This window comes from Enterobacter cloacae complex sp. S3, from assembly GCF_014930495.1.
GTDB lineage: Bacteria > Pseudomonadota > Gammaproteobacteria > Enterobacterales > Enterobacteriaceae > Enterobacter > Enterobacter asburiae_B.
In genome coordinates this window covers 42,877-66,407 of sequence record NZ_JADBRD010000052.1, presented here as the reverse complement: position 1 = coordinate 66,407, position 23,531 = coordinate 42,877, and the positions used below count along the sequence as shown (strand labels likewise).

Here is a 23,531-nt window from a genome sequence, read left to right as displayed (position 1 = left end):
TTGTAGGAAAAACGCTTCTTCATGGGGATGTCCTCATGTGGCTTATGAAGACATTACTAACATCGGGGTGTACTAATCAACGGGGAGCAGGTCAAAGTCTTTGCGACAACACGGCGAAGCTGGCTGAAATCATTGCCCAAGAGCTTAATCTGGGTACCATTTTCAATGTTTGGATCTTCTAAAATGGCGACTAGTTCCCGAAGCCTGGTAACGGTCTTCTTATGGTACTGATACCAGCGGTCAGCCCCCATCTCGCCGCTTGCCACAGCCGTTTCAGCAAGCGAAAATAATCGTTCCGACTTCACCAGCCGCTTTTTAATTCGGTCTGATTTTTCTGTATCATCGCCCTTGATACAAACCTGCTCAGTACAGTTGACGCAATCTCGGAACTTCTCACAAGGACTCATGGTGTAATCATGCACACAGTAGCCATACTCCGTCACATGGACTGCGGCATGCTCTAAGGTATTCAACTCCTGCATAGTCACGGGCAGATGCTTTGCCACTTCGCCAACAGGCCCAAATAGCGCTTTTGTGGGATCAAGGCGTTCAGCCATGCCAACCAGTTCGTATTCAGTCATGTGGTTGTAGGTTCGATTCTGCTTCACGTCTGCCCGTCCAGACCACTTGGCAATTTCCAAGTTTGACAGTCCTCCACGCTGGGCAATGGTGTTGAGCAGGTGTCGAGCCTGATGCGAGGTCAATTTGACCCGCTCTCCATTTTCAGTACGATAACCATGGCGATCAAAGATACTGGCATGTTTTCCTTCAATGGCCTCACGAGGCGTAAGATCATTGTTAAAAAAATTATGGGTTGGTTTGTGCAATTCAACCGGCAGGCAGCCTCGGTTTCCATGAAACTGATTAGCATTCAGTGCAAACAAAGCATTACTGTACATAATACCTTTGTCTTTATCGAACCACGGAAAACTATCAGGCAAACGCGCCAAAGTATGCTGCCACAAACTATTTAGCGTGTGCACACCATCTTTTTGGACTAGTCCTCGATTATAAAGAGAAGAATGACATTGCTTTTTGGATTCACAAGCAAGACCGAGAGCTATACAAGACTCCTCCATCGTTAATGGCTTATCATCAGCAACATCAGGACAGTCAATATGACGGTAAAACTTGTTAGGGTTATTCTCAATCCACTTGGCTAGGCTTCGGGCATTCTGTGATAGAGTTTTCACTCTGGCGATGGCAGTTTTGGCTACTTCGACCATAACGCTTGGTATCCACTTTATATCACCCTCGTAACCTTTCCCGGCAAAGAAACGCCAGCCATAACGTTCTATACCTTCGCGATCAGTTTCAAATACCTCGCAATCCGCAGGTAGAGCCAAAACTTCAGTAATGCGTGATGGTGCTGACATCAGCATCGCAAACACCGATGATGTGAATATATCCCTCTCATTAATTGGATTAGTGGCAAAAATTTCGGCCAGCGCATTGAGAGCAATATCACAGGGCAGTTTCTCCTCTCTATTTTTCTTCGCCTCTCTGCCTGTTTTATTCTTATCACTAGCACGCTGAATTGGATTGACCCAATCTTGTATAGCGTTTGGTACAAGCTGGTTTTCAACTACAAACTTAGCCAGCCGCTCAATCTCACGGCCGCAACTATATGCTGAGCCATCTGAGTAGTGCTGCCTTGCCAATTCAGCTGCTTCATCAAGCACAGTAATTGACAGGCCATCAATATTTGCACTCCCGTTTACTTGAAGCAAAGACGCCTCAACCGCTCGGAGGGCCTTACTTTCATTTTTTGTCCCCGTGGGATGATGCCCCTGCTGGTAACGGAAATAAGCTTTAGCGAAATCGATGAACTCTGGATCTTGCATCTCTTGGGGTTTTGGTTTGCGAGTAGTAACGCCCAACTTGGCGAACACTGTTATGTTTGGCCACACAGGAGCATCCCAATTGAGTTCGGATCCGAATACAGTCAGTTGATCTCGGCACTTGGCTATGAATGCTCCAAGGTTTTCTGCTGCCGTCAGAATAGCCTTTGGCTTGAACTGGAAAATCTCAGCCATTGGTAATTAATCCCTCTTTACCAAGCTCTTCACGACGTTTAGCGCAACGCATAATCACATCTGCCACCGCGATGATGCTACGATCAAGCACGGCAGCAATCTGGATGTCGCCAGTTATCTCTTTCACCCGCTCACGCTCATTAAGCAAGCCCTGATAGACATCTTCATGCGGGCCATCCAGCCATGGCTGAAAATGCATGCAGGTGTAGCAAGGAATAGGTACATTGGCGCCACAAAAGCCATGTTCGCCACAAGTTCCAACACCTTGACCTATTTCGGTCCGAATACGGCTGGTTGGGTCGTCACCTCGATGTGCATCCCTCTCTGAATCTACAAGTACCCCGACAAATGCCTGAGCGTATGGCGCCAATTGAAAACCAACCGCCTCATCCAGCATTTTCACATGCTCGGGTATATTCTTGATATAAACACCTGCGTTTTGGGTGTCCGTATGGTCAAGCAGTTCCGCTATTACCAACTCGCCAAAACCTTCACGGGCAGCCCGTGTGCCCGTGGTATACCGAAAGCGGCGAGAATTGATATGCAATAGATCACCAGTACGTTCTGACCGGATATCTGATTCTTCTACGATTAAATGGAGTGTTTTAGTTATCACTGAAGCGGCGATGTGGAGTTTGTCAGTGGCAAGCAGTTGGTAGAATTCATAAGGGGATTGGATGGTCGCTAGCACATCAAGATCAGGAAACAGAGGGATCTGCTGCCGGTCAGCTTCCTGCAATTCAATCCCGAGACGATTCTCAACCAGAGTAACAGCATTCCTTGCCTGAGCACTCAGGACTGCCCATAGTTCGAGAGTCATCGCATAGGGCTTGAAGCTTTCGCGAAAAAAGCTGTTACGTTGCTTGGCTCGCGGCACATTCAACACATAGAAGGGTTCACCCTTTTCATTTTCTCCGCAGAGAATATCAACCACGCGCAGCTGAGAGATCTGGATTGAACGACGCCCTGTATGACTGACGCTAAGAGCCATAGCCAACTCCGCGATGGTAATTAAGCTCTTTTCATAAGCTCGTACAACCGCCTCGTTAAACGCTTGAAGTTCATTATCCGTCAACGGCCCCTTTAGAGGATCCAATCGCTTAACCGCATCCCCCTTACGCCCCCCCTTTAACCTCCATCCCTCCAGCAAACACGCCACGTTCTTGCTAACACCGGGATAGCCCAGCTTGTGCCACTTTCGCAGTAAAACACTAACGCAGGCTAACTCATGCTCATGAGCCGCATCCAAAGAAGACCTATATCCAATCAACATGATATCGTCAATACGAGTAGCTTTAGTTGCACGAATCATGTCTAAGAAACACAGGAAAATATGTCTCGTGTATGCCGCGGACAGGTTCCTGGCATAAAATGACAGGGTATGAAGAAACCCACTCAGAGTCTCAGGATCCAGAAGGTCATGTATCATACCAACCGAAATATTGTTGTTTTTATCTAATCTCCACATAGCTTCATGCAACGTGAAAAAGTATCCATTTGATTTTGCAGGTATTTTCTCGGTAGGCAATGCTGGTAAGATGTTATTCATCATCAATCTTCATGTCCTTTGGTAAGCGAGTGCCATTTCCCTCTTGTAAAGCCAAGGCGGCCTCAAAACCTTTTTGCTGAATGAAACGCTTGTTGTAAGTCGCTGCGGTTCCTGAGCCCGGTTTCCAACCTTGTAAGTACGCACGGATTTGCTCTTGTCGTTCTTCGCTGACTGGCTCATCCATGGCATCCATTCTTTCTGAAAACTTACGATTCCATGTGTGGCGGAGCGAGTGTCCAGTCACTGTGTACAATTGCGGCGATACATCTTTGACCAAGGAAAATATTTTGTGATAACCCGCCTTGGAGATAGGGTTTCCGACAGTTGGCCCACGCTTGTAAGTCACAAACAGGTAGTCATTTTTCTTTGCATTTTGGACTTTGCGGCGATCTTTGGTGATATAACTGTGCAGTTCTTGAGCTAAGGATTCAGCCAACGGTATGAGCCGTTCTCTGGTTTTGGCATTAGGCTCATTGGTTCTAGAATCAGCTCGTTCATCTGCTCGCCTAACGATACGGATCCTGTTAGAGCTAAAATCTATGTCCTGTATTCTGATGTTCAATAATTCACCACCTCGGATGCCCAGATGATACAGAAGCAAGATCATCAGCCGATTGCGGCGCTGCACATCAATTGAAAAAGGATTCCACTCTGAATCGAGCTTGATCGTCTCAAATAGCACATCCAATTGAACGTCACTCAAAGACCTGTCTTGCAATGTACTGTTTCTGCTCTTTTTAGACGGTCGGCGCACCTTTATTTGCGTCGCCATAGTCTTGATCTGTTCGCCAACATCCAGCTCAGGCATCTTTAAGAGATGCATAGCATACCAGCGTAAATAGTTGGCAAACGTTGTTAGGCGGGAATGTTGTGTTCCGTTATCCACGATATTGGCCAACTCATCATCCAGCCAAGGATTGGAGAGCGCCTTTGATGGCATCCTGCCTTGCTTGCGCTGAGCAAAGTCTCGCAGATCGTCCATCTCATGTGGCTTGAAGAAATCTTTGGTCAATAACCGTTCTTCAAGGTTAATGTCACGACTCTCTAGAAAGCGTAACAACAAGACTAGGTTGTTAGCAGCAGCTAGCGTCGTTGAGAAGGCATTGCCTTTATTGCGGATTTGGGTTGTTAAAAACAAAGTTGGGTAATACATGGGAAGGCCAGAAGCACGATCCACTACCATGCAATAGCGCTCGCCACTATCCATGACAAATGTTGTAACTCTGTAGTTCTTTTCCATGCACTCACACCCATAAATAGTACACAATTACAAGGTAGACTATATGTGAAAAATCACCAATTTATACAAGACACTTTTCTTGGCGCTAGAAACGAAAAACCCCTGAATTAACAGGGGTCTATGTTTACATTCTTTACAGATAACTCTAAGGTCATCTTCAGAACGGAATGTCGTCGTCGAAATCCATTGGCGGTTCGTTAGACGGCGCCGGAGCAGACTGCTGCTGCGGACGAGACTGTGCGCCGCCGCTGAACTGGTTGCCGCCCTGCGGCTGCTGAGGCTGACCCCAACCGCCCTGCTGCTGGCTCTGACCGCCACCTGCCGGTGCACCACCGCCCTGACGGCCACCCAGCATCTGCATGGTGCCGCCCACGTTGACCACGACTTCTGTGGTGTACTTCTCAGCGCCGGCCTGATCGGTCCATTTGCGGGTACGCAGCTGGCCTTCGATATAGACCTGAGAACCTTTACGCAGATACTCACCGGCCACTTCGGCCAGTTTGCCAAACAGCACTACACGGTGCCATTCGGTCTGCTCTTTCATCTCACCGGTCGCTTTATCACGCCAGGATTCGGAAGTAGCCAGCGTAATGTTGGCAACTGCGCCACCACTCGGCATGTAGCGTACTTCCGGGTCCTGGCCCAGATTACCGACGAGAATCACCTTGTTTACGCCTCTGCTGGCCATGTTCGTGTCTCCTGAATACGTTTCTTAATAGTGTAAACGCGCGAGTGTACCATTTCCACGCGGCAATTTGCATAGTTGCGTAGTCGGTTCAGAAATCTCTCGCGGACTCTACATTGTTACACAGCCAATCAGAAAATGCATTCCAATACTGTATATTCAAACAGGTCAAATTGTGTCATAATTAGCCGTTTCTGACAGCCGTTTGTCCTTCAAACAAATCAGGCAATCCGTGTTCCAACCGGGAAAGGTGAATGGATAAGATCGAAGTTCGGGGCGCCCGCACCCACAATCTCAAGAATATCAACCTCATAATCCCTCGCGACAAACTCATTGTCGTGACCGGGCTTTCGGGGTCTGGCAAATCCTCACTGGCTTTCGACACTTTGTATGCCGAAGGACAGCGTCGTTACGTTGAATCGCTCTCTGCGTACGCGCGTCAGTTCCTGTCGCTGATGGAAAAACCGGATGTCGACCACATTGAAGGGTTGTCCCCTGCTATCTCTATTGAGCAGAAGTCCACCTCGCATAACCCGCGTTCAACGGTCGGTACCATTACCGAAATTCATGACTACCTGCGTCTGCTGTATGCCCGCGTGGGTGAGCCGCGCTGCCCGGACCACGACGTCCCGCTGGCGGCCCAGACCGTAAGCCAGATGGTGGATAACGTGCTGTCGCAGCCGGAAGGCAAACGCCTGATGCTGCTGGCGCCGATCATTAAAGAGCGAAAAGGCGAACACACCAAAACGCTGGAAAACCTGGCAAGCCAGGGCTATATCCGCGCCCGTATCGACGGCGAGGTGTGTGACCTGTCCGACCCGCCAAAGCTGGAGCTGCAGAAGAAGCACACCATCGAAGTGGTGATTGACCGCTTTAAGGTACGCGACGATCTCGCCACGCGCCTGGCGGAATCTTTTGAAACGGCGCTGGAACTCTCTGGCGGCACGGCCGTGGTCTCCGACATGGACGACCCAAAAGCGGAAGAGCTGCTCTTCTCCGCCAACTTCGCCTGCCCGATTTGCGGCTACAGCATGCGCGAGCTCGAGCCGCGCCTGTTCTCATTCAACAACCCGGCGGGCGCGTGCCCGACGTGTGACGGCCTGGGCGTCCAGCAGTATTTCGACCCGGACCGCGTGATCCAGAACCCGGAGCTGTCGCTGGCGGGCGGGGCCATTCGCGGCTGGGACAAGCGTAACTTCTACTACTTCCAGATGCTGAAATCGCTGGCAGAGCACTACAAGTTTGACGTCGAAGCACCGTGGGCGAGCCTGAGCCCGAACGTGCACAAAGTGATCCTGTTCGGTTCCGGCAAAGAGAACATCGAGTTCAAGTATATGAACGATCGCGGCGATACCTCCGTGCGCCGCCACCCGTTCGAAGGGGTGCTGCACAACATGGAGCGCCGCTACAAAGAGACCGAATCCAGCGCGGTGCGCGAGGAGCTGGCGAAGTTCATCAGCAACCGCTCCTGCGCCACCTGTGAAGGAACGCGTCTGCGTCGCGAAGCGCGCCATGTGTTTGTGGAAAACACCGCGCTGCCGACCATCTCAGACATGAGCATCGGCCATGCGATGGACTTCTTCAACAATCTGAAGCTCTCCGGCCAGCGCGCGAAAATCGCCGAAAAAGTGCTGAAAGAGATCGGCGATCGCCTGAAATTCCTCGTGAACGTCGGCCTGAACTACCTGACGCTTTCCCGCTCGGCAGAAACGCTCTCCGGCGGCGAAGCCCAGCGTATCCGTCTGGCGAGCCAGATTGGCGCGGGCTTAGTCGGCGTGATGTACGTGCTGGATGAGCCGTCCATCGGCCTGCACCAGCGCGACAACGAGCGCCTGCTCGGCACGCTGGTTCACCTGCGCAACCTCGGCAACACGGTGATCGTGGTCGAGCACGATGAAGATGCGATCCGCGCGGCTGACCACGTCATCGACATTGGCCCTGGCGCTGGCGTACACGGCGGCCAGGTGGTCGCGGAAGGGACGCTGAAGGACATCATGGCGGTGCCCGAGTCGCTGACCGGTCAGTTCATGAGCGGCAAGCGTAAGATTGAGGTGCCGAAACAGCGCGTAGCGGCAGATCCGGAAAAAGTGCTGAAGCTGACCGGCGCGCGCGGCAACAACCTGAAAGACGTCACCCTGACGCTGCCGGTTGGCCTGTTTACCTGCATCACCGGCGTGTCCGGTTCCGGTAAATCGACGCTGATCAACGATACGCTGTTCCCGATTGCGCAGACGGCGCTAAACGGCGCGACGCTGGCCGAGCCTGCACCGTACCGCGACATCCAGGGTCTGGAGCATTTCGATAAAGTTATCGACATCGACCAGAGCCCGATTGGCCGTACCCCGCGCTCTAACCCGGCAACCTATACCGGCGTCTTCACGCCCGTACGTGAACTCTTTGCCGGCGTGCCGGAAGCGCGCTCCCGCGGCTATACGCCAGGACGTTTCAGCTTTAACGTGCGCGGTGGCCGCTGCGAAGCATGCCAGGGCGACGGCGTGATCAAGGTTGAGATGCACTTCCTGCCGGATATCTACGTGCCGTGCGACCAGTGCAAAGGCAAACGCTATAACCGCGAAACGCTGGAGATTAAGTACAAAGGCAAGACCATCCACGAAGTGCTGGACATGACCATTGAAGAGGCGCGCGAATTCTTTGATGCCGTCCCTGCGCTGGCGCGTAAGCTGCAGACGCTGATGGACGTAGGCCTGACCTACATTCGTCTTGGGCAGTCGGCAACCACGCTGTCCGGCGGTGAAGCGCAGCGCGTGAAGCTGGCGCGTGAGCTGTCAAAACGCGGCACCGGTCAGACGCTCTACATTCTGGACGAGCCGACCACCGGCCTGCACTTTGCCGATATCCAGCAGCTGCTCGAGGTTCTGCATCAGCTCAGAGACCAGGGCAACACCATCGTGGTCATCGAGCATAACCTGGACGTGATTAAAACCGCGGACTGGATTGTCGATCTCGGCCCGGAAGGCGGCAGCGGCGGCGGTGAAATTCTCGTCTCCGGTACGCCAGAGACCGTTGCAGAGTGCGAAGCCTCGCACACCGCGCGCTTCCTTAAACCGTTGCTGTAATTGTCACACGGAGAGTTGCTGTCGGGTGGTTTCCGGCAGCAGCTCAACCGCCTGCTGATAGGACGCGTCCACCAGGTAGTAAATCTGCGAGCCAGGAATCGATCCATCCAGATAGACGGTGCTCCAGTGCGCCTTATTGAGGTGCTTGCTCGGCCTCACGTCATCATGCTGTTGACGTAGCAAATCCGCCAGTTCAGGGCTGGTTTTCAGCGACGCCGCCGGACGGCCTTCCACCTCTTTCACCATCGCAAACAGGACATCTCCCACTTTTATCTGCGTGGCTTTCCAGTCGCTATGAACGCTCTGCTCCGCGCCGGGCTTGCTCATGCAGTACTGAAGTATCTCCGAAATTGTCATCTTTATTCCCCTTGTAGCGTGGCGATAATTTTACGCGAACCACCGTGAATGCGATGCTCTCCCAGCCAGATCCCCTGCCACGTACCCAACAGCAGTCGGCCGTTGTGAACCGGCAGCATCAACGATACGCCCAGCAGGGAGGATTTAATATGCGAAGGCATATCGTCCGCCCCCTCATAGTCATGCTCGTAAGGCGCGTTGTCCGGGACACTCTTCAGAAAATGGTGCTCCATGTCGGACCGGACGGTGGGATCGCAATTTTCATTAAGCGTGAGAGAGGCTGACGTGTGCTGAAGCAGCAGATGCAGCAAACCCGTTTTCACCCGCGACAGATCGCGGAGTTGCCCGATGACTTCATCCGTCACCAGGTGAAATCCGCGTGGTTTAGCGCTTAAGGTCAGGGTTTGTTGGTACCACATGTGCTGCTCCGTGATGAAAGATGAATCTTTCTAAGTGTGCAGCAAGAAGACGAAAGGTAAAACCCGCAGCAGCGAGATTTGATTAAAAAAGAGTCAAACCCGCTGCCGGATACTTAATACTCCGAGTTGACGATTACCTCTTCGCCAAACTTTCCGGCCATCGGCAGCGGTCGATAGGTCGAGTTAGAGGCGCGCAATACCCTGATCCCTCTGGCCCCCACGTCATGCGCGGCGGTGATGTCGTTATCCGAATCGCCGTAGAATACTTTGATATTTTTCTTTTCCAGCCACTGGGTCTTGGTGTTTTGCCCTTCTTTGTCACCGGCAAAAATGACCGGATTCATGCTGGTCGCCGGGATCTGGAAATCATCCTGCAGCGTTTTAGAGACGGTTTCGGTTTTGGTCTGGCTGCGGCCGGTAACAAAGTAGATGCTGTCACCGCGCTTCACGTGCATGGCAATAAGCGCACGGGCAACCTCTTTCGGGATGCTGAATTCGTCCCAGCCGTTATTCATTTTTTCCCAGAATTCCGGGTTCTTCAGATACGCTTCGCTGTCGGGTGAATACGTTTTCTTCCCGCGCCAGAAGCCAGGGCTTGAGAACAGTACGGTATCGTCAATGTCAAAACCCACGGCCATTGGCGCGCGGCCGATCAGGCTGTTTTCGATTTGAGCCACGGAAACCCAGTGAATGGGCGCCTGCTCGGCGAGAATGGCGGCGGTGGTGCCGGTGTAAAGCGGCGTCGGGGCAGAAGCTCGCGCGACGACGGCGCTGTTAAGCGAGAACAATAAGCAGGCGGCGCTGAGCGCCAGTGTGATCTTGCGCATATTTTCCCCTGAATATTCAGTTTGTTATCGTTTTAATTTGAGCGGATGGTCAAAAAACTATCCGACCATAACCCCAGCGGGAGGTGAAGGGAAGGAGTTTTTGCTTATGAAGCGGAATAAAAAGAAGACGATCACAGAATGCCGGGCAACGTTTTTGTGCGGCCTGATACCCTCACCCCAGCCCTCTCCCACGGGGAGAGGGTCGGTTGGTAAGTGCTTACATTACAGCAGCAAACGCCTGCGCCACGCGATGAACGTTGCTGGCATTCAGGCCCGCCACGCACATACGGCCGCTGGCGATCAGGTAGACGCCGAACTCTTCCCGCAGACGATCGACCTGCGCCGCGCTCAGACCGGTATAGCTGAACATCCCGCGCTGCTTGAGCAGATAGTCGAAGTTATGTCCCGGCACGGCCTCTTTCAGCACGTTAACCAGCTCCTGACGCATGGACAGGATGCGCTTACGCATCGCTTCCACTTCGGCAAGCCAGGACGCTTTCAGCTGTTCGTCACCGAGAACCGTCGCCACCACCTGCGCACCAAAGTTTGGCGGGCTGGAGTAAATACGGCGCACCGTCGCCTTCAGCTGGCCCAGGACGCGACCCGCCGCTTCGGCGTCTTCACAGACCACGGACAGACCGCCAACGCGTTCACCGTACAGGGAGAAGATTTTAGAGAAGGAGTTGCTGACCAGCGCTGGCAGCCCGGCGCTGGTCACGGCGCGGATGGCGTAAGCATCTTCTTCCATGCCCGCGCCAAAGCCCTGGTAGGCAATGTCGAGGAACGGAATCAGGTCGCGGGCCTTCAGTACCTCAATCACCGCATCCCACTGGGCGTTGGTGAGATCCGCCCCGGTCGGGTTATGGCAGCATGGGTGCAGCAGCACAATGCTGCGCGCCGGCAGGGTGTTCAGTTTTTCCAGCAGCGCTTCGACGCGCACGCCGTTCGTTTCGCTGTCGAACCACGGATAGGTCGCCACGTTGAAACCTGCGCCCTCGAAGATCGCAACGTGGTTTTCCCACGTCGGGTCACTGACCCATACGCCTGAATCCGGGAAGTATTTTTTCAGGAAGTCTGCACCCACTTTCAGCGCACCCGAGCCGCCCAACGTCTGGATGGTCGCCACGCGCTTTTGCGCGAGCACCGCGTGATCGGCACCGAATAACAGCGGAGCGATGGTGTTGCGGTAGGCGTTTAACCCTTCCATCGGCAGATAAAGAGAAGCACCGTGTGGAACAGCATTCAGACGCGCCTCAGCTTCGGCAACGGCTTTTAATTGAGGAATGATGCCATCCTCGTTGTAATACAGACCGATGCTGAGGTTCACTTTGTCGCTGCGAGGATCTTCTTTGAAACGCTCCATTAAGGAGAGGATAGGGTCGCCGGCATAGGCGTCAACTTTCTGAAACACGCGATGGTTCTCCGGAATTCGATGAGGCAGGGATTTCAACAATAAACCGGAATATCACTCAACACCACCCCTTAAGATTATCCTGCGATCGGCATAGGTTTTTTGCGTCCTCTCGCCATGACATTTACCCAATATTTTCCCCTTCTCGCTTTCCGTAATGTGGCTCCTGCGCAACCGCGCATTCACTGATTCAAGGAGTTCACATCATGGATTCACAATTTATTGGTTCAGTTATTAACGCCCTGCCGCTGGAACATATGATCGGCGGTCCGCTGCAGGCGATGATCAAAGCACAGGTCCAGGCGAGCAAGGCCTATACCGACTTCCTGCTCTCCGTCTGTATTAAAGACGGCAAAGCTGTCGCGATCGAGTTCGATTACGACGAAACCGTGGTAGACGAACAGGGGGTCAATAAAGGCAGCGTGACTCGCAAGATGAGTATTCCGCTCCTGGCGGCGGTCACCCACCCTATCATCTGCATTGAGGACGGCACTATCGACTTTGAGCTGGAAGTGAGCCAGAGCGAAGCCAGTTCCAGCAGCACCGAAGCGGAGGCCTCCGTGGAAGCGTCCGTCGGCTGGGGTGTTTTCAAAGCGAAAATGACCGGCAAGGTCTCCCATAAATCGGAGCAGACCCGTTCGACCGATACACGCGCGAAATATTCCATTCATACCCAGATTAAACGCCAGGAGCCACCTGAAGCTCTGCAGCGCGTGATTGATTACCTGACCAACGCCAAAACCAAGCCTGTCGCCGCGCAATAATCTTCCACGCCGCGACATACGTGCGATTCCGTAACGCAGGGGCTACCCGGGTAGCCCTTTTTCCAGGAGCGAAATATGTCTTTTAAAAAATGGCTGCGCGGCGGCAAGGATGAGGAGCCGGAAAACAGGGCGGGCAAAGAGGATGAAGGCACGCCACCGGTACAGGAAAACACGCCTCCAGCGCCTCCAGCCGATATTCCCGGCGTGCCGATCTCGCTTGAAGATATCACGCGTGGGATGCAGTACGCGGCCACTGCGGCCAACGAACTGATTGCTCAGCAGTATATGAAGGCATTGGATCCCTTTTTCGAACCCGCAGAAGACGGTTCGTTAATTCCACGCACGGTACAGCTGGCGCTGGATGAAAAGCACTACTTTGACCTGCCCTTAGTCGCGCTTTCGACACCGCGCGGGCTGATGCTGGAAAAGATGAAGGTCAACCTGACGATCCGTACGGAAGGCATGCAGGCGCCTTCCCGCCAGTCCGGTGAAAACGAATTTGGCCGCTTTCACGTCAGCCTTTCGCCTTCCAGCGATAACAAAGGCGGGCGTGACAGCCGCCACGTCGATGTAGAGATGCAATTTACCGCACTTGAGCCACCGGAAAGCGTCATGCGTTTGATTGACGAATACACCAACAAGGTGATTCCCCGCCCGAAAGCAGAGGAGACTCCGTAATGCAAAAAAAACCAGAACGTACAGGTGACAAGGGCATTCAGCTTATTTGCCAGTTTGAAGGGCTGAGGCTGGAGCGTTATCGCGATGCCGTAGGTTTATGGACCATCGGCTACGGCCATTTGATCCTCAAAGAGGAGATGGAAAAGCTCACCAAAATTACCACCGGTGAAGCCAAAGATCTGCTGCGCAAAGATCTGAAACGCACCGAGGACGGCGTGAAAAAACTGCTGAACAACGCTTCGACACAGAACCAATTCGACGCGCTGGTTTCGTTCGCCTTCAACCTTGGCGTGGGCAATTTAAAGAAATCCACGCTGCTCAAAAAATTCAACGCTGGCGATATCCAGGGCGCCGCACTGCAGTTCAAAAGCTGGAATAAGGCAGGCGGTAAGGTTTTGACCGGGCTTACCCGACGCCGCGAGGCGGAAATGAAGCTATTTCTTAGTTAATTCAACAGGAAAATTACAATGAAACCACTATCCATAGTGAAAATGGCCGTACTGTCTGTTTCGTTATTCAACGTGTTACAGGCAACCGCCGCCATGCCAACCTGCGAAGAGGAAATAAAGGAAGCCAACGCCTTTTTATCTTCTCAGGGTATGGTGCCCGTCAATAACGTGACCGATCTGGCGACAACGCTTCGTCATATAAAAAATTTTGGGCGCCTGCCCGACCGCTATATCACCTCGGATGAGGCCAAACGCCTCGGCTGGTCGGGAAGTGAAAGCGAATCGCTTTGGGGTCTTAAACCCACCAATCAAAAATGGATCGGTGGCGATAAATACAGCCATCGCGCTCTTCCTGCCAGTCAGCCCTGGCTTAGCGCGGATGTTGATGTCGTGAAGGGATATCGCTCTCCCAAGCGTTTGATTTACAGCCTGTCAGGGCAACAGCGTTTTATTACGACCGATAAGTATCAGCATATTGTTGAGCTGGATCCCTGCCAATAATAAGCGCCCGTTACGATAATAAATCCCCTTTTCCGAGGGGATTTATCCTTGCAGAGGATGAACGTATGTCTGACATCTATCTCCCGACCCTCATCAGTGAAGCCTTGCTGGCTTTTTCAGGTTTATTTGGCGGCGTCAGTATCTCGTTTTTCTGGCAACCGCAGCGATTGCACCAGCACAGCCGATTTATGGCAGGCATTATTTTTGGTGGAATCAGCATGGGCGCGGCCGTCGCATTAGGTGGATTAGCAGCCCGCTGGTTAAAGATAGACCTTAATCAGGCCGATATCACGCTTGGTTTAGGGTATATCCTCGGGGCAATGAGTAATGGCCTGATCGTCTGGCTGGCAAACTTTTTTCGCCGGCATGAGCAGCGCGATATTTTTGATGTTGCAAGCGTCATTAAAAGTAAAGTCAGACATGAGTCACTTTCTCCGCCTGATTTAACCCACAACAAACCCGATGGAGAATAAATGCTTAACATAATGAATGGCTGGGTGCTTCCCTTTATTATCTTCGTCGACCTGGTAACATCGCTGCTGATTTTGTTTGCCGCCTATAGCCGAAGAGTCCATGCCCTGCCGGTAATGTGTAAAATTGGCTTAGCCGCCCTCGCCTTTGGTTTTTTTGGTGAGAGCAGCTTAAACATGAAATTTATTCTTACCGGTGCTGATATACTGAGTGACAGCTTTCCATTCTGGCTATTGCAGGACTTCGGAACGCTGGTGGTGGTGATATATTATTTCAAATCTCAGTACCGTTAAAAAAACAAAGCGCAACAGAGGTCCATCTGTTGCGCTTTTCTTTTAACGCATTTTGGCTGCAGCCCTTCGCTTTGCTGAAAATCGGCTAATTAGTCATATATTTAAAATAGAGCATTGCGGCCTGTGTCCGATTGTTGACCTGTAGTCGGTGAAAGATGGATTCCAGATGCACTTTGACCGTACCTGCGCTGATATTCAATTGCCGGCTGATCTGCTTATTTGTTCCTCCATTCGCCAGCAGCTTAAGAACTTCCTTCTGCCGACGACTCAGGGAATAGATTGGCAAACCGCCAGTGGGTTGTTCTCGCTGGACCACGGCTTGCTCCGGAAAACAGACCACCCCCGAGGAAACCATGCAAAGTATCTGGCTGATTTTCTCCGCGGGGAGATCCTTGGTAAAAATGCCCTTAATGCTTTGGCGGATGTAGAAGTTGAATATCTTATCCGTCGTTTTTCGTAACATCACCACGATCGGTAGCTCAGGCCAGTTTGTCATCAAATTAGTGATAAAATCACGGCACTTCATTTCACCATCCAGCAAAATAATGCTGACCGGCATAGAGGTTAAAATTGCGTGTGCATCTTCAAAGTTGTTCGCTGCAAAAACAGTGCATTCCGGCATGACGCGTTCCAGCTCTGTTTTCATACCGTGAATGAAGATCGGTAATTCATCGATCATTAATATATTCATCGTAGCATAACCCCGTGTGAAATCTATTTTCTTAGGTTATTCAACCAACTTATTCCGAAATTAAGTATGCGTGCTATTACAAAACTGTAAAAACAGCATTCGGCATAAGGCAAACGTCATATACCCAAAGCAAAAAGTTAAGCAGTACTACACATTAAACATAGCCATATTTAATTAAGAACGATCTTATCGTTATTAAAAACAGCCTGGGCTCAATAGCATATTCCCAGAAATATTGCTGGCACTTATTATTTTACTGCACGCGTGCCATCCACCTACATATTAATATTTCAATGAGGTCATTTATGACAATACTAACAGTGTATTTCTGTGGTACTGGATCTAATAAATTTGATGAGTCTCATGCTAATTACTGGAACGGCGAGCTCATCTCTTCTCTGGCAGCCAATAACAAGGGTAAAGAGTTCGCCGAATGGGTCATTCTTGATGGTCCGGGGAGCGGCAATCTACAAAGCGATGAGCTTTGGGTCAAAAGCGGAGAATATTCTCAGCTTCGCGCCCAGCTTCTGGGCAGCGGCTGGAATGAGAATGTTCAGCATGCGATCAATATTATCAAAGGACACGTTGACTGGCAGCGTGAGAAGCTCACAAAAGAAAACTATGAGCAGCTTAAAAAGGCGGGCGTACCGATTCAGGACGTTGAGGTTACCGGCTCATTTTGGTGGCGCAAATATGACTATGGCGATCGTAAAGTGACCCAGCAGGCGCTGCAGCAGCAAATCATCAAAACCTTCCGCCAGGGTCAGATCCTGCCCACTCAGGTGAACCTTGTTGGGTGGAGCCGGGGCGGAATTAGCTGCCATATGCTTGCCAATGCAATGCTGGCCGACCCCCTTTTAACGACGATTCCGGTGAATATTTTTGCGGTCGATCCGGTTCCGGGTATGGGTAATTTCCAGGCGGACAAAGTCACTCTGGGCAGCAACGTGAAGGAGTATGTGGCTTTCTATGCCAGACATGAGCGATCAAAAGGTTTCTCGTGCGTCATTCCACAGACCGATAGCGCGACAAAAGTCCATATTTATCCCATGTCTGGTCGCCACGCTACGCTGGTAGGGAATGCTTCGGCCAATGGGAATAGCGGGGAAAAAGTGGTCCATGAGCCCGGCACGATCGTGCGTCATTTTGCAGAAGTTTGCCTGCAAAGATGGGGCGTCACGCTGGATAAAAAGCTCAATCTGGATGGAGTGCAGCTGCTGGAATTGCATCAGGCCATTCAGCGTAACGCTCCGCTATTCGCCGAAATGCAGAAAACGGTGTACACCATTTCGGAAAACGATGGGGGGGAGCGTTATGTCTCGTTGGGCAGCACCGGAAAACGGTTCTCGTCCATCCAGGGTTCGCGCTTCAGTCCGGAGTCAGGGCTCGCGTCGGATTATTTGACTAATCAGGCGATCTATAACGTGTTGAAATAAGCGTTACGCGTCCAACGGCAGCTAATGCCGTTGGACGACTATCTGCGAGTCTCAGTCGATGTACTTCATCGCAACCCTTGACGTCAGGCGCGTGATAAGTTCGTAAGCACTCACTTTCGTAATTTCAGCAATGCGTTCGACGGGCAAACCTTCACCCCACATCACGACATCGTTGCCGGGCTTATCCTGGGCTTCAGGCCCCAGATCGACACAAATCATGTCCATCGCCACGCGGCCGACGATCTTCACCTCGCGACCGTTGACCAGAACCGGCGTACCCGACGGCGCGGCGCGCGGATAGCCGTCACCATAGCCCATCGCCACCACTCCGAGACGGGTATCACGCTCGCTGGTCCAGGTACCGCCGTAGCCCACCGGCTCGCCCGCTTTATGGTCACGCACGGCAATCAGGTTAGAGACCAGCGACATGACCGGCTGGAAGCCAAAGTCCGGCCCCCAGGGTTTGTTCTCCAGCGGCGACACGCCGTAGAGAATGATGCCCGGTCGCGCCCAGTCGAAGTGCGACTGCGGCCACAGCAGAATACCGCCGGATGCCGCAATCGAGCGCATCCCCGGCTTGCCTTCGCAAAAGGTGTTAAAGATATCCAGCTGGCGCTCGGTCGCACCGCACTCGGGCTCATCGGCGCGGGCGAAGTGGCTGACGATATTCACCGGCTGGCGCACGTTTTTGCACCGGCATAAACGCTGATAAAACGCTTCCGCGCTTTCCGGACGCACGCCCAGACGATGCATGCCCGTGTCGAGCTTCATCCAGACGGTCACCGGCTCGCTCAGTTCGGCGGTTTCGAGTGCGGTTAGCTGTTCTTCGTTATGTACCGCCGTGTGCAGATGCTGGTCAGCAATGGTCGGTAAATCTGTGGCTTCGAAAAAGCCTTCGAGGAGCAAAATGGGTTGAGTAATGCCGCCCGCACGCAGGCGGAGGGCTTCTTCAAGACGGGCGACGCCAAAGGCGTCGGCATCGGGGAGCGTTCGCGCGGTCTCAAGAAGACCGTGTCCGTAAGCGTTCGCTTTCACGACTGCAACGAGCTTGCTGGCAGGCGCCAGTTCACGCAGACGTTGCAGGTTGTGTCGCAGAGCGCGGCGGTTAATAACAACAGTTGCCGCTTGCATTTGAATTCCTTAGAAATTACTCATCATCATATTGAGGACCGGCATAGTTGTCGAAACGCGACCACTGTCCGTTAAAGGTCAGACGCACCGTCCCGATTGGGCCGTTACGTTGTTTACCAATAATAATTTCGGCGATCCCTTTCAGGTCGCTGTTCTCGTGATAAACCTCATCACGGTAGATAAACATGATTAAGTCGGCATCCTGCTCAATGGAGCCGGACTCACGCAGGTCAGAGTTGACCGGGCGCTTGTCGGCACGTTGTTCCAGAGAGCGGTTCAGCTGAGACAGCGCGACGACCGGTACGTGCAGCTCTTTGGCTAACGCCTTGAGCGAGCGGGAAATCTCCGCGATTTCCAGCGTACGGTTGTCGGAAAGCGACGGGACGCGCATCAGCTGAAGGTAGTCGATCATGATGAGGCCGATGCCGCCGTGTTCACGGGCGATACGGCGCGCGCGGGAACGCACTTCCGTCGGCGTCAGGCCGGAGGAGTCATCGATATAGATGTTACGTTTTTCCAGCAGAATGCCCATGGTGCCGGAGATGCGCGCCCAGTCTTCATCATCGAGCTGGCCGGTACGAATGCGGGTCTGATCCACGCGCGACAGCGACGCCAGAGAACGCATCATAATCTGCTCGGAGGGCATCTCAAGGCTGAAGATCAATACCGGCTTATCCTGCAACATCGCCGCGTTTTCGACGAGGTTCATCGCAAAGGTAGTTTTACCCATCGACGGACGCGCGGCGACGATAATCAAATCCGACGGCTGCAGACCGGCGGTTTTCTTGTTCAAATCGTCATAGCCGGTGTTTACCCCGGTCACACCGTCGTGCGGCTGCTGGAACAGCTGTTCGATACGGGCAACGGTGGCGTCGAGGACATCGGCGATGTTTTTTGGACCTTCGTCTTTATTGGCGCGGCTTTCGGCGATTTTAAAGACGCGGGATTCAGCCAGATCGAGCAGGTCTTCGCTGGTGCGACCCTGCGGATCAAAACCGGCTTCGGCGATCTCATTCGCCACCGAAATCATCTCGCGGACGACGGCTCGTTCGCGCACGATATCGGCATACGCGCTGATGTTCGCCGCACTAGGCGTGTTTTTTGACAGTTCCGCCAGATAGGCAAACCCGCCGCAGCTGTCGAGCTGACCAAGGCGCTCCAGCGATTCCGCGAGCGTGATCAGGTCAATTGGGCTGCCCGACTCCTGCAGACGCGCCATTTCGGTAAAGATGTGGCGGTGCGGGCGGGTGTAGAAATCTTCCGCCACGACGCGCTCGGCGACGTCGTCCCAGCGCTCGTTATCCAGCATTAAACCGCCCAACACCGACTGTTCCGCTTCAATCGAGTGCGGCGGGACCTTTAACCCTGCGACCTGGAAATCACGCTCGCGAGATTCAGTCTGTTTGTTGAAGGGTTTGTTTCCTGCCATAGTGAATGGAGTTACCGAGATAAAGAGTGGGTCGAAAGATTACCATATTTTTCTTACGGAGGGAGCATGGCAACGCGCATTGAATTCCAGAAACACGGTGGGCCAGACGTACTGAAAGCGGTGGAGTTCACCCCTGCCGCGCCTGGCGAAAACGAAGTGCAGGTTGAAAACAAAGCCATCGGCATTAACTACATCGACACCTATATTCGCGGAGGTCTCTACCCGCCGCCGTCAATGCCGAGCGGCCTGGGCACCGAGGCCGCCGGGGTCGTCGTCAAAGTGGGCAGCGCGGTTAAGCATATTAAAGAGGGCGACCGCGTGGTGTACGCGCAGTCTGCGCTGGGCGCTTACAGCTCCGTCCACAACATTCCGGCGGATAAAGCCGCCCTGCTGCCTAACGCCATCTCCTTTGAGCAGGCGGCGGCCTCGTTCCTGAAAGGTCTGACGGTTTACTACCTGCTGCGCAAAACCTATGAAATTAAGCCCGACGAGCAGTTCCTGTTCCATGCCGCAGCGGGTGGCGTCGGGCTCATCGCCTGTCAGTGGGCAAAGGCGCTGGGCGCGAAGCTGATCGGCACCGTCGGAAATGCACAAAAAGCGCAGCGCGCGCTGCAGGCGGGCGCCTGGCAGGTGATTAACTATCGTGAAGAGAGCATTGTTGAGCGGCTGAAGGAGATCACCAGCGGCAAAAAAGTGCGCGTGGTGTATGACTCGGTGGGGAAAGACACGTGGGAAGCGTCGCTGGACTGTCTGCAGCGCCGTGGTCTGATGGTCAGCTTCGGCAATGCATCAGGCGCGGTAACCGGCGTTAACCTCGGTATTCTGAATCAGAAAGGTTCGCTGTATGTGACTCGCCCTTCCCTGCAAGGATACATCACCAACCGGGAAGAACTTGAGGAAGCCAGCAACGAGCTGTTCTCGCTGATCGCCAGCGGCGTCATCAAAGTGGATGTGGCAGATGCGCAGAAATTCGCGCTGACCGATGCGCAGCGTGCGCATGAGGTGCTGGAGAGCCGGGCAACGCAGGGGTCGAGCTTGTTGATTCCCTGAGCCCCAAAAAGAAATTGGGCTTCCCGTGGGAAGCCCTTTCTTTTTTTAGTTCGGCTGTATGTAGGGTACAGCTCGATGAATTCTTTAACGGCAGTCATAGTGACAGATTCGATAACTAAATCCTATTCTGTTCTAAGCCATGCCGCCGGAAAAGTTACAAGTATGTGACGAACCCCTCAATACCTTAGTAACGGAAGCGGTTATTGCGCTGATAACTGGGCACTTTTGGCGCTTTAATCGCCCGAATCACCCACACGACCGCAATGGCCAGCAGTAGCCACGGCAATAGTTTGATCGTCAGCGCAAACAGTCCGCCAATAAACATGACCACCGTCGCCACCACGATAGCCGCCAGAATGCCGAGCAGCGAAACGCCTGTCGCTAACAGCATGACAAAAAAGCCAATCACAAAAAGTAGTTCCAGCATGGTGATCTCCCACGAGTTCCCGAGTAATGAAGTAAGCATTACAAGAATCATGCCAGTATTAACCTGTTGTTATTAAAGCAAAACGCCCCGCGAACGTTCGCAGGGCGTGGTGAATTTGACGAACTTTTAGCGAAAGTTATCGCTTGTCTGCCACCAGTCGCAGCGCATGTTCCAGCACCTCAATATCGGCTCCGGCTTTATGCGCATTCTCGCTCAGGTAGCGGCGCCACTGACGCGCGCCCGGAATACCCTGGAACAGGCCAAGCATATGGCGGGTGATATGGCCAAGATAAGTGCCATTGCTCAACTCGCGCTCAATGTAGGGGTACATCGCACGCACGACGGCAACCGGATCGGTGTCCGCGCCTTCGATGCCAAAGATTTCGCGATCGACCGTCGCCAGAATGCCCGGGTTCTGATACGCCTCGCGGCCGACCATCACACCATCCATATGCGCCAGATGCGCTCTGGCCTCTTCCAGCGACTTGATGCCGCCGTTGATGGACATCGTCAGGTGCGGGAAGTCACGCTTCAGTTGATACACGCGCGGATAGTCCAGCGGCGGGATCTCACGGTTCTCTTTCGGGCTGAGGCCGGAGAGCCAGGCTTTTCGCGCGTGGATGATGAACATCTCGCACTCGCCTTTCCCGGATACCGTGTTGATGAAGTCGCACAGGAATTCGTAGCTGTCCTGGTCGTCAATGCCGATACGGGTTTTGACCGTGACCGGAATGGAGACCACATCGCGCATCGCCTTGATACAGTCCGCTACAAGCTGTGCATTCCCCATCAGACAGGCGCCAAACATGCCGTTCTGCACGCGGTCGGACGGGCAGCCAACGTTCAGGTTGATCTCGTCGTAGCCGCGTTCTTCCGCCAGCTTCGCGCACTGCGCCAGCGCGGCCGGATCGCTGCCGCCCAGCTGCAGGGCAACCGGATGCTCTTCTTCGCTATAGGCCAGATAGTCGCCCTTCCCGTGAATGATTGCGCCCGTGGTCACCATTTCGGTGTACAGCAGCGTATGGCGGGAGAGCTGGCGCAGGAAGTAGCGACAGTGTCTGTCCGTCCAGTCGAGCATCGGCGCAATGGAGAAACGGTGTGCAGGGAAAGCGGTCTGTAATTCTGACGACATGGCGAAGTTTTAAGCATCTGGTGGAAAAGGGGCGCTACTATAGCACAAAGAAAAGCCGGAGGCGCAGCGCCTCCGGTGGACTTTAGAACGTCATGCTCAGCTGAGCCCCGGCGCCCCAGGTTTCGTCCTCGCCGTACAGGCCCATCAGGTCAACATGAACGGTACTGAACGGCGCGAAGCCGACACCGCCGGTAAAGACATTGCTGTCGTTACCCTTCACGTCCGCGCGATAGCCCGCACGCACCGCCAGCCAGCTGAGCGGCGTAACCTCAGCACCGACGCCCACGTACTGCGACGTATCTTCGCTCTTGAAGCCTTTGGTTTCCGTCAGATCGCCATCGGCGGTCAGCGTCACCAGGTCGTTATGCCAGGCGGCGCCGGCGGTCACCAGCGGACGGATCTGGTAGGTGTCTTTGTAGCTCACCACTTCTCCCGTCCGGCCGTTGCGGATACGGATATCTTTGGTGTCGATATCGCGCGACATCAGGTTTTGCCCGCTCACGCCAACCGTCCAGTGTTCGCCGAAATCAGCCGCAATACCGGCATCGACGTTAAAGCCCGTGTCGTCCGTGCGGTAGCGGCTGTCGTTCCACTTGTTACTGTCGTAATCGTAGATTGACGTGGTGTAGTTATAGACCCAGGTTTTTTGCAGTTTTGGCGTCACCCCCACGGAAACCGGGACGCCGCCGAGGTCAAACTGACGGGCAACGGCAACACCATAGTCGGACACAATCGCTGCCCGGCCAGACGCCGTTGAGTTGAGATTTTTAGTGATCTGATCCGTGCCGTTCAGCGCAGCGTCCAGGGCAACACCGGCAGCCACCACCTTGCTTTGTTGAATACCGCGCAGATAATCAATATCTTGCTGATCGATAGACGAACTCACCCGGCCATGGGCGTAGCCTTTCGCCATAAAGGCCACGGAAAGCACATCGTTAGGGATACTCACGGCAAGCCCGGCACCTGCCGTCGCGCGTGCGGTTTTACCCTTGAGATAGTCCAGCTCATCGGCCAGATCTTTGGCCGCGCCCTGGAATTGATTAATGGAACCTAACGGATTGGTGATGATCTCCCTTGGCGTGAGGTCATCAACCACATCCTTATAGTGATTGATTTTGTCGTTGATGGTATCAATCTCGTCCTGAAGATTGTCCTCATCCGTCACCTGTACGCCAACGGACGGCAAAATGACCGTCACATCATCGTCCGGTTTTGCCTTTGCCAGCAACGCGGGGTTGATTAACGCCCCGCTACCATAGCTCCCGGAGGCAACGCCAGTGCCACCCATTGCGTCGCTACGTGATTCTGTCCAGGTATTGGCTGCTCCCGCCTGATTTGCCATAAACAAGGAAACAGCGATACTAACCACCGAAAATTTAAAATTTTTTTTCACAGTATGCCCGTTATAGTCTGTTATGAAATAACCCCTGTCTGTTATCACCCAAACAGGAACGAACTATTGCTGTGAATAAGTAGTA

Annotated in this window: 23 protein-coding genes; 9 read left to right on the top strand and 14 right to left on the bottom strand. The window is 53.3% G+C overall.

Annotation, left to right across the window (positions count from 1 at the left end; all coding sequences use genetic code 11):
- Positions 1–56: 56 nt before the first annotated feature.
- The 4 genes from IM317_RS22050 to ssb1 form a co-directional block, all read right to left on the bottom strand.
- Positions 57–2,036 (bottom strand): integrase, encoded by a 1,980-nt coding sequence (locus IM317_RS22050; RefSeq protein ID WP_193362527.1) that lies wholly within the window; start codon positions 2,034–2,036, stop codon positions 57–59.
- Positions 2,029–3,588 (bottom strand): site-specific integrase, encoded by a 1,560-nt coding sequence (locus IM317_RS22045; RefSeq protein WP_001514820.1) that lies wholly within the window; start codon positions 3,586–3,588, stop codon positions 2,029–2,031. Before IM317_RS22045 ends, IM317_RS22050 begins: the two co-directional genes overlap by 8 nt.
- On the bottom strand, positions 3,578–4,825 hold the full coding sequence (locus IM317_RS22040; RefSeq protein ID WP_032142157.1) for a site-specific integrase: 1,248 nt from the start codon (positions 4,823–4,825) through the stop codon (positions 3,578–3,580). The genes IM317_RS22045 and IM317_RS22040 overlap by 11 nt, the downstream gene beginning before the upstream one ends.
- 157 nt (positions 4,826–4,982) lie before the next feature.
- Positions 4,983–5,513 carry a single-stranded DNA-binding protein SSB1 gene (ssb1, locus tag IM317_RS22035; RefSeq protein WP_029740211.1) on the bottom strand — a complete coding sequence of 177 codons (531 nt, stop codon included), beginning with the start codon at positions 5,511–5,513 and terminating at the stop codon, positions 4,983–4,985.
- 251 nt (positions 5,514–5,764) lie between these two features.
- Here ssb1 and uvrA point away from each other — a divergent pair, with 251 nt between their 5' ends.
- Positions 5,765–8,587, top strand: a complete 2,823-nt coding sequence (uvrA, locus tag IM317_RS22030) for an excinuclease ABC subunit UvrA (RefSeq protein WP_029740212.1) — start codon at positions 5,765–5,767, stop codon at positions 8,585–8,587.
- A gap of 3 nt (positions 8,588–8,590) precedes the next feature.
- On the opposite strand, the gene IM317_RS22025 is transcribed toward uvrA, so the two are convergent.
- From IM317_RS22025 to tyrB, 4 genes are all read right to left on the bottom strand, one after another.
- On the bottom strand, positions 8,591–8,944 hold the full coding sequence (locus IM317_RS22025; protein WP_023310053.1) for an MmcQ/YjbR family DNA-binding protein: 354 nt from the start codon (positions 8,942–8,944) through the stop codon (positions 8,591–8,593).
- A 2-nt stretch (positions 8,945–8,946) separates the two neighbouring features.
- Positions 8,947–9,363 carry a secondary thiamine-phosphate synthase enzyme YjbQ gene (locus IM317_RS22020; protein ID WP_023310052.1) on the bottom strand — a complete coding sequence of 139 codons (417 nt, stop codon included), beginning with the start codon at positions 9,361–9,363 and terminating at the stop codon, positions 8,947–8,949.
- Between the two features lie 113 nt (positions 9,364–9,476).
- Entirely contained in the window at positions 9,477–10,190 is a 714-nt protein-coding gene (gene aphA / locus IM317_RS22015; RefSeq protein WP_032662578.1) for an acid phosphatase AphA, read from the bottom strand.
- A gap of 217 nt (positions 10,191–10,407) precedes the next feature.
- Complete coding sequence (gene tyrB / locus IM317_RS22010) at positions 10,408–11,601, bottom strand: aromatic amino acid transaminase (protein ID WP_033144415.1); 1,194 nt, start codon at positions 11,599–11,601, stop codon at positions 10,408–10,410.
- 206 nt (positions 11,602–11,807) lie between these two features.
- Between tyrB and IM317_RS22005 the strand changes: the two genes are divergently transcribed.
- The 6 genes from IM317_RS22005 (at position 11,808) to IM317_RS21980 (ending at position 14,757) form a co-directional block, all read left to right on the top strand.
- Positions 11,808–12,365, top strand: coding sequence for a DUF2589 domain-containing protein (locus IM317_RS22005; protein ID WP_023334176.1), 558 nt, complete (start codon positions 11,808–11,810; stop codon positions 12,363–12,365).
- A gap of 75 nt (positions 12,366–12,440) precedes the next feature.
- Positions 12,441–13,043, top strand: coding sequence for a DUF2589 domain-containing protein (locus IM317_RS22000; protein ID WP_033144414.1), 603 nt, complete (start codon positions 12,441–12,443; stop codon positions 13,041–13,043).
- On the top strand, positions 13,043–13,492 hold the full coding sequence (locus IM317_RS21995; RefSeq protein WP_033144413.1) for a lysozyme: 450 nt from the start codon (positions 13,043–13,045) through the stop codon (positions 13,490–13,492). Before IM317_RS22000 ends, IM317_RS21995 begins: the two co-directional genes overlap by 1 nt.
- Before the next feature lie 18 nt (positions 13,493–13,510).
- Positions 13,511–13,993: a ribonuclease domain-containing protein gene (locus IM317_RS21990; RefSeq protein ID WP_033144412.1), complete on the top strand. Its 483-nt coding sequence runs from the start codon at positions 13,511–13,513 to the stop codon at positions 13,991–13,993.
- A 65-nt stretch (positions 13,994–14,058) separates the two neighbouring features.
- Positions 14,059–14,466, top strand: a complete 408-nt coding sequence (locus tag IM317_RS21985) for a hypothetical protein (protein ID WP_033144411.1) — start codon at positions 14,059–14,061, stop codon at positions 14,464–14,466.
- Positions 14,467–14,757, top strand: coding sequence for a hypothetical protein (locus IM317_RS21980; RefSeq protein WP_033144410.1), 291 nt, complete (start codon positions 14,467–14,469; stop codon positions 14,755–14,757).
- A gap of 85 nt (positions 14,758–14,842) precedes the next feature.
- Here the strand turns inward: IM317_RS21980 and IM317_RS21975 are convergent, their stop codons facing one another.
- Positions 14,843–15,436 carry a response regulator transcription factor gene (locus IM317_RS21975; protein ID WP_223998077.1) on the bottom strand — a complete coding sequence of 198 codons (594 nt, stop codon included), beginning with the start codon at positions 15,434–15,436 and terminating at the stop codon, positions 14,843–14,845.
- A 317-nt stretch (positions 15,437–15,753) separates the two neighbouring features.
- Here IM317_RS21975 and IM317_RS21970 point away from each other — a divergent pair, with 317 nt between their 5' ends.
- Entirely contained in the window at positions 15,754–16,884 is a 1,131-nt protein-coding gene (locus tag IM317_RS21970) for a hypothetical protein (RefSeq protein ID WP_032662597.1), read from the top strand.
- A 51-nt stretch (positions 16,885–16,935) separates the two neighbouring features.
- Here IM317_RS21970 and alr read toward each other — a convergent pair whose 3' ends face one another.
- Together alr and dnaB are read right to left on the bottom strand one after the other, a co-directional pair.
- Positions 16,936–18,015, bottom strand: a complete 1,080-nt coding sequence (alr, locus tag IM317_RS21965; protein ID WP_033144408.1) for an alanine racemase — start codon at positions 18,013–18,015, stop codon at positions 16,936–16,938.
- 16 nt (positions 18,016–18,031) lie between these two features.
- Positions 18,032–19,444 carry a replicative DNA helicase gene (gene dnaB / locus IM317_RS21960; RefSeq protein ID WP_033144407.1) on the bottom strand — a complete coding sequence of 471 codons (1,413 nt, stop codon included), beginning with the start codon at positions 19,442–19,444 and terminating at the stop codon, positions 18,032–18,034.
- Positions 19,445–19,510: 66 nt separating this feature from the next.
- Between dnaB and IM317_RS21955 the strand changes: the two genes are divergently transcribed.
- Positions 19,511–20,494 (top strand): quinone oxidoreductase, encoded by a 984-nt coding sequence (locus tag IM317_RS21955; RefSeq protein ID WP_033144406.1) that lies wholly within the window; start codon positions 19,511–19,513, stop codon positions 20,492–20,494.
- 184 nt (positions 20,495–20,678) lie between these two features.
- On the opposite strand, the gene pspG is transcribed toward IM317_RS21955, so the two are convergent.
- The 3 genes from pspG to IM317_RS21940 all read right to left on the bottom strand — a co-directional run bounded on the left by pspG (position 20,679) and on the right by IM317_RS21940 (position 23,446).
- Positions 20,679–20,921, bottom strand: a complete 243-nt coding sequence (pspG, locus tag IM317_RS21950) for an envelope stress response protein PspG (protein WP_023310044.1) — start codon at positions 20,919–20,921, stop codon at positions 20,679–20,681.
- A 136-nt stretch (positions 20,922–21,057) separates the two neighbouring features.
- The gene (dusA, locus tag IM317_RS21945; RefSeq protein WP_033144405.1) at positions 21,058–22,053 is read right to left on the bottom strand and encodes a tRNA dihydrouridine(20/20a) synthase DusA; all 996 of its coding nucleotides are present in this window, start codon (positions 22,051–22,053) and stop codon (positions 21,058–21,060) included.
- An 82-nt stretch (positions 22,054–22,135) separates the two neighbouring features.
- On the bottom strand, positions 22,136–23,446 hold the full coding sequence (locus IM317_RS21940) for a conjugal transfer protein TraF (protein ID WP_033144404.1): 1,311 nt from the start codon (positions 23,444–23,446) through the stop codon (positions 22,136–22,138).
- Positions 23,447–23,531: the final 85 nt, after the last annotated feature.